This is a genomic window from Streptomyces sp. A0642 (assembly GCF_004795105.1).
Taxonomy (GTDB): domain Bacteria; phylum Actinomycetota; class Actinomycetes; order Streptomycetales; family Streptomycetaceae; genus Streptomyces.
Genome location: NZ_SSBL01000055.1, coordinates 1 through 5195, shown reverse-complemented (window position 1 = coordinate 5195; position 5195 = coordinate 1). Strand labels below are relative to the sequence as shown.

Sequence of the window (5195 nt, the reverse complement as noted above, 5' to 3'; positions counted from 1 at the left end):
AAGGAAGCGTCCGTTCCTTGAGAACTCAACAGCGTGCCAAAAGTCAACGCCAGATATGTTGATACCCCGACCTGCTTCGGCAGGTTCGAGGTTCCTTTGAAAAGTCCTGGCAGACCTCTGGTCTGGTAGGCGATGCACACAGCGAGGACACAGTGGACGACCGGTCCTATTCCGACTCGGTCGTTCCGCTCTCGTGGTGTCTACCCGATTACGGGAAAACATTCACGGAGAGTTTGATCCTGGCTCAGGACGAACGCTGGCGGCGTGCTTAACACATGCAAGTCGAACGATGAAGCCCTTCGGGGTGGATTAGTGGCGAACGGGTGAGTAACACGTGGGCAATCTGCCCTTCACTCTGGGACAAGCCCTGGAAACGGGGTCTAATACCGGATAATACTTTCCCTCTCATGGGGGAAGGTTAAAAGCTCCGGCGGTGAAGGATGAGCCCGCGGCCTATCAGCTAGTTGGTGGGGTAATGGCCTACCAAGGCGACGACGGGTAGCCGGCCTGAGAGGGCGACCGGCCACACTGGGACTGAGACACGGCCCAGACTCCTACGGGAGGCAGCAGTGGGGAATATTGCACAATGGGCGAAAGCCTGATGCAGCGACGCCGCGTGAGGGATGACGGCCTTCGGGTTGTAAACCTCTTTCAGCAGGGAAGAAGCGAAAGTGACGGTACCTGCAGAAGAAGCGCCGGCTAACTACGTGCCAGCAGCCGCGGTAATACGTAGGGCGCAAGCGTTGTCCGGAATTATTGGGCGTAAAGAGCTCGTAGGCGGCTTGTTGCGTCGGTTGTGAAAGCCCGGGGCTTAACCCCGGGTCTGCAGTCGATACGGGCAGGCTAGAGTGTGGTAGGGGAGATCGGAATTCCTGGTGTAGCGGTGAAATGCGCAGATATCAGGAGGAACACCGGTGGCGAAGGCGGATCTCTGGGCCATTACTGACGCTGAGGAGCGAAAGCGTGGGGAGCGAACAGGATTAGATACCCTGGTAGTCCACGCCGTAAACGTTGGGAACTAGGTGTTGGCGACATTCCACGTCGTCGGTGCCGCAGCTAACGCATTAAGTTCCCCGCCTGGGGAGTACGGCCGCAAGGCTAAAACTCAAAGGAATTGACGGGGGCCCGCACAAGCAGCGGAGCATGTGGCTTAATTCGACGCAACGCGAAGAACCTTACCAAGGCTTGACATATACCGGAAAGCATCAGAGATGGTGCCCCCCTTGTGGTCGGTATACAGGTGGTGCATGGCTGTCGTCAGCTCGTGTCGTGAGATGTTGGGTTAAGTCCCGCAACGAGCGCAACCCTTGTTCTGTGTTGCCAGCATGCCCTTCGGGGTGATGGGGACTCACAGGAGACTGCCGGGGTCAACTCGGAGGAAGGTGGGGACGACGTCAAGTCATCATGCCCCTTATGTCTTGGGCTGCACACGTGCTACAATGGCCGGTACAATGAGCTGCGATGCCGCGAGGCGGAGCGAATCTCAAAAAGCCGGTCTCAGTTCGGATTGGGGTCTGCAACTCGACCCCATGAAGTCGGAGTTGCTAGTAATCGCAGATCAGCATTGCTGCGGTGAATACGTTCCCGGGCCTTGTACACACCGCCCGTCACGTCACGAAAGTCGGTAACACCCGAAGCCGGTGGCCCAACCCCTTGTGGGAGGGAGCTGTCGAAGGTGGGACTGGCGATTGGGACGAAGTCGTAACAAGGTAGCCGTACCGGAAGGTGCGGCTGGATCACCTCCTTTCTAAGGAGCACTTCTTACCAAGCTTGCTTGGTCAGAGGCCAGTACACCGGCGAATGTTCGGTGCTGGTTGCTCATGGGTGGAACGTTGACTATTCGGCGCGACAGGTTGTTTTTCACTAGTACTGCTTCGGCGTGGAACGTGAGGGATGGTCGGTCGGGCCGGGCACGCTGTTGGGTATCTGAAGGTACGGCCGTCATGGTCGTCCTTCGGTTGCCGGCCCCAGTGAACTCGCCTGTAAGGGTGGGGTGATGGGTGGCTGGTCGTTGTTTGAGAACTGCACAGTGGACGCGAGCATCTGTGGCCAAGTTTTTAAGGGCGCACGGTGGATGCCTTGGCACCAGGAACCGATGAAGGACGTGGGAGGCCACGATAGGCCCCGGGGAGCTGTCAACCAAGCTTTGATCCGGGGGTGTCCGAATGGGGAAACCCGGCAGTCGTCATGGGCTGTCACCCGCTGCTGAACACATAGGCAGTGTGGAGGGAACGCGGGGAAGTGAAACATCTCAGTACCCGCAGGAAGAGAAAACAACCGTGATTCCGGGAGTAGTGGCGAGCGAAACTGGATCAGGCCAAACCGTATGCGTGTGATACCCGGCAGGGGTTGCGCATGCGGGGTTGTGGGATCTCTTTTTCATGGTCTGCCGGCCATGAGACGAGTCAGAAACCGTTGGTGTAGGCGAAGGACATGCGAAAGGTCCGGCGTAGAGGGTAAGACCCCCGTAGCTGAAACATCAACGGCTCGTTTAAGAGACACCCAAGTAGCACGGGGCCCGAGAAATCCCGTGTGAATCTGGCGGGACCACCCGTTAAGCCTAAATATTCCCTGGTGACCGATAGCGGATAGTACCGTGAGGGAATGGTGAAAAGTACCGCGGGAGCGGAGTGAAATAGTACCTGAAACCGTGTGCCTACAAGCCGTGGGAGCGTCGCTGTATGTGCTTGCACATGCAGTCGTGACTGCGTGCCTTTTGAAGAATGAGCCTGCGAGTTTGCGGTGTGTTGCGAGGTTAACCCGTGTGGGGAAGCCGTAGCGAAAGCGAGTCCGAATAGGGCGATTTAGTAGCGCGCTCAAGACCCGAAGCGGAGTGATCTAGCCATGGGCAGGTTGAAGCGGAGGTAAGACTTCGTGGAGGACCGAACCCACCAGGGTTGAAAACCTGGGGGATGACCTGTGGTTAGGGGTGAAAGGCCAATCAAACTCCGTGATAGCTGGTTCTCCCCGAAATGCATTTAGGTGCAGCGTCGTGTGTTTCTTGCCGGAGGTAGAGCACTGGATAGGCGATGGGCCCTACCGGGTTACTGACCTTAGCCAAACTCCGAATGCCGGTAAGTGAGAGCACGGCAGTGAGACTGTGGGGGATAAGCTCCATGGTCGAGAGGGAAACAGCCCAGAGCATCGACTAAGGCCCCTAAGCGTACGCTAAGTGGGAAAGGATGTGGAGTCGCAGAGACAACCAGGAGGTTGGCTTAGAAGCAGCCACCCTTGAAAGAGTGCGTAATAGCTCACTGGTCAAGTGATTCCGCGCCGACAATGTAGCGGGGCTCAAGCGTACCGCCGAAGTCGTGTCATTCCAGCATGTACCCCCAACGGGGGCTGGGATGGGTAGGGGAGCGTCGTGTGCCGGGTGAAGCAGCCGCGGAAGCGAGTTGTGGACGGTTCACGAGTGAGAATGCAGGCATGAGTAGCGATACACACGTGAGAAACGTGTGCGCCGATTGACTAAGGGTTCCTGGGTCAAGCTGATCTGCCCAGGGTAAGTCGGGACCTAAGGCGAGGCCGACAGGCGTAGTCGATGGACAACCGGTTGATATTCCGGTACCCGCTTTGAAACGCCCAGTACTGAATCAGGCGATGCTAAGTCCGTGAAGCCGGCCCGATCTCTTCGGAGTTGAGGGTAGTGGTGGAGCCGATGAACCAGACTTGTAGTAGGTAAGCGATGGGGTGACGCAGGAAGGTAGTCCAGCCCGGGCGGTGGTAGTCCCGGGGTAAGGGTGTAGGCCGTGTGATAGGCAAATCCGTCACACATTAAGGCTGAGACCTGATGCCGAGCCGATTGTGGTGAAGTGGATGATCCTATGCTGTCGAGAAAAGCCTCTAGCGAGTTTCATGGCGGCCCGTACCCTAAACCGACTCAGGTGGTCAGGTAGAGAATACCGAGGCGTTCGGGTGAACTATGGTTAAGGAACTCGGCAAAATGCCCCCGTAACTTCGGGAGAAGGGGGGCCATCACTGGTGAGGGAACTTGCTTCCTGAGCTGGGGGTGGCCGCAGAGACCAGCGAGAAGCGACTGTTTACTAAAAACACAGGTCCGTGCGAAGCCGTAAGGCGATGTATACGGACTGACGCCTGCCCGGTGCTGGAACGTTAAGGGGACCGGTTAGCTGACTTTCGGGTCGGCGAAGCTGAGAACTTAAGCGCCAGTAAACGGCGGTGGTAACTATAACCATCCTAAGGTAGCGAAATTCCTTGTCGGGTAAGTTCCGACCTGCACGAATGGCGTAACGACTTCTCGACTGTCTCAACCATAGGCCCGGTGAAATTGCACTACGAGTAAAGATGCTCGTTTCGCGCAGCAGGACGGAAAGACCCCGGGACCTTTACTATAGTTTGATATTGGTGTTCGGTTCGGCTTGTGTAGGATAGGTGGGAGACTTTGAAGCGGCCACGCCAGTGGTTGTGGAGTCGTCGTTGAAATACCACTCTGGTCGTGCTGGATGTCTAACCTGGGTCCGTGATCCGGATCAGGGACAGTGTCTGATGGGTAGTTTAACTGGGGCGGTTGCCTCCTAAAGAGTAACGGAGGCGCCCAAAGGTTCCCTCAGCCTGGTTGGCAATCAGGTGTTGAGTGTAAGTGCACAAGGGAGCTTGACTGTGAGACCGACGGGTCGAGCAGGGACGAAAGTCGGGACTAGTGATCCGGCAGTGGCTTGTGGAAGCGCTGTCGCTCAACGGATAAAAGGTACCCCGGGGATAACAGGCTGATCTTCCCCAAGAGTCCATATCGACGGGATGGTTTGGCACCTCGATGTCGGCTCGTCGCATCCTGGGGCTGGAGTCGGTCCCAAGGGTTGGGCTGTTCGCCCATTAAAGCGGTACGCGAGCTGGGTTTAGAACGTCGTGAGACAGTTCGGTCCCTATCCGCTGTGCGCGTAGGAATATTGAGAAGGGCTGTCCCTAGTACGAGAGGACCGGGACGGACGAACCTCTGGTGTGCCAGTTGTCCTGCCAAGGGCATGGCTGGTTGGCTACGTTCGGAAAGGATAACCGCTGAAAGCATCTAAGCGGGAAGCCTGCTTCGAGATGAGTATTCCCACCCCCTTTGAGGGGTTAAGGCTCCCAGTAGACGACTGGGTTGATAGGCCAGATGTGGAAGCCCGGTAACGGGTGGAGCTGACTGGTACTAATAGGCCGAGGGCTTGTCCTCAGTTGCTCGCGTCCACTGTGTT

Annotated in this window: 2 rRNA genes; both read left to right on the top strand. The window is 57.1% G+C overall.

What is annotated here, in order from left to right:
* Positions 1-221 precede the first annotated feature (221 nt).
* A 16S ribosomal RNA gene (locus tag E6R60_RS36250) occupies positions 222-1747 on the top strand.
* A 300-nt stretch (positions 1748-2047) separates the two neighbouring features.
* Positions 2048-5173 (top strand): 23S ribosomal RNA (locus E6R60_RS36245).
* Together the 16S and 23S rRNA genes form the textbook arrangement of a ribosomal RNA operon.
* The last annotated feature ends 22 nt before the right edge of the window (positions 5174-5195 follow it).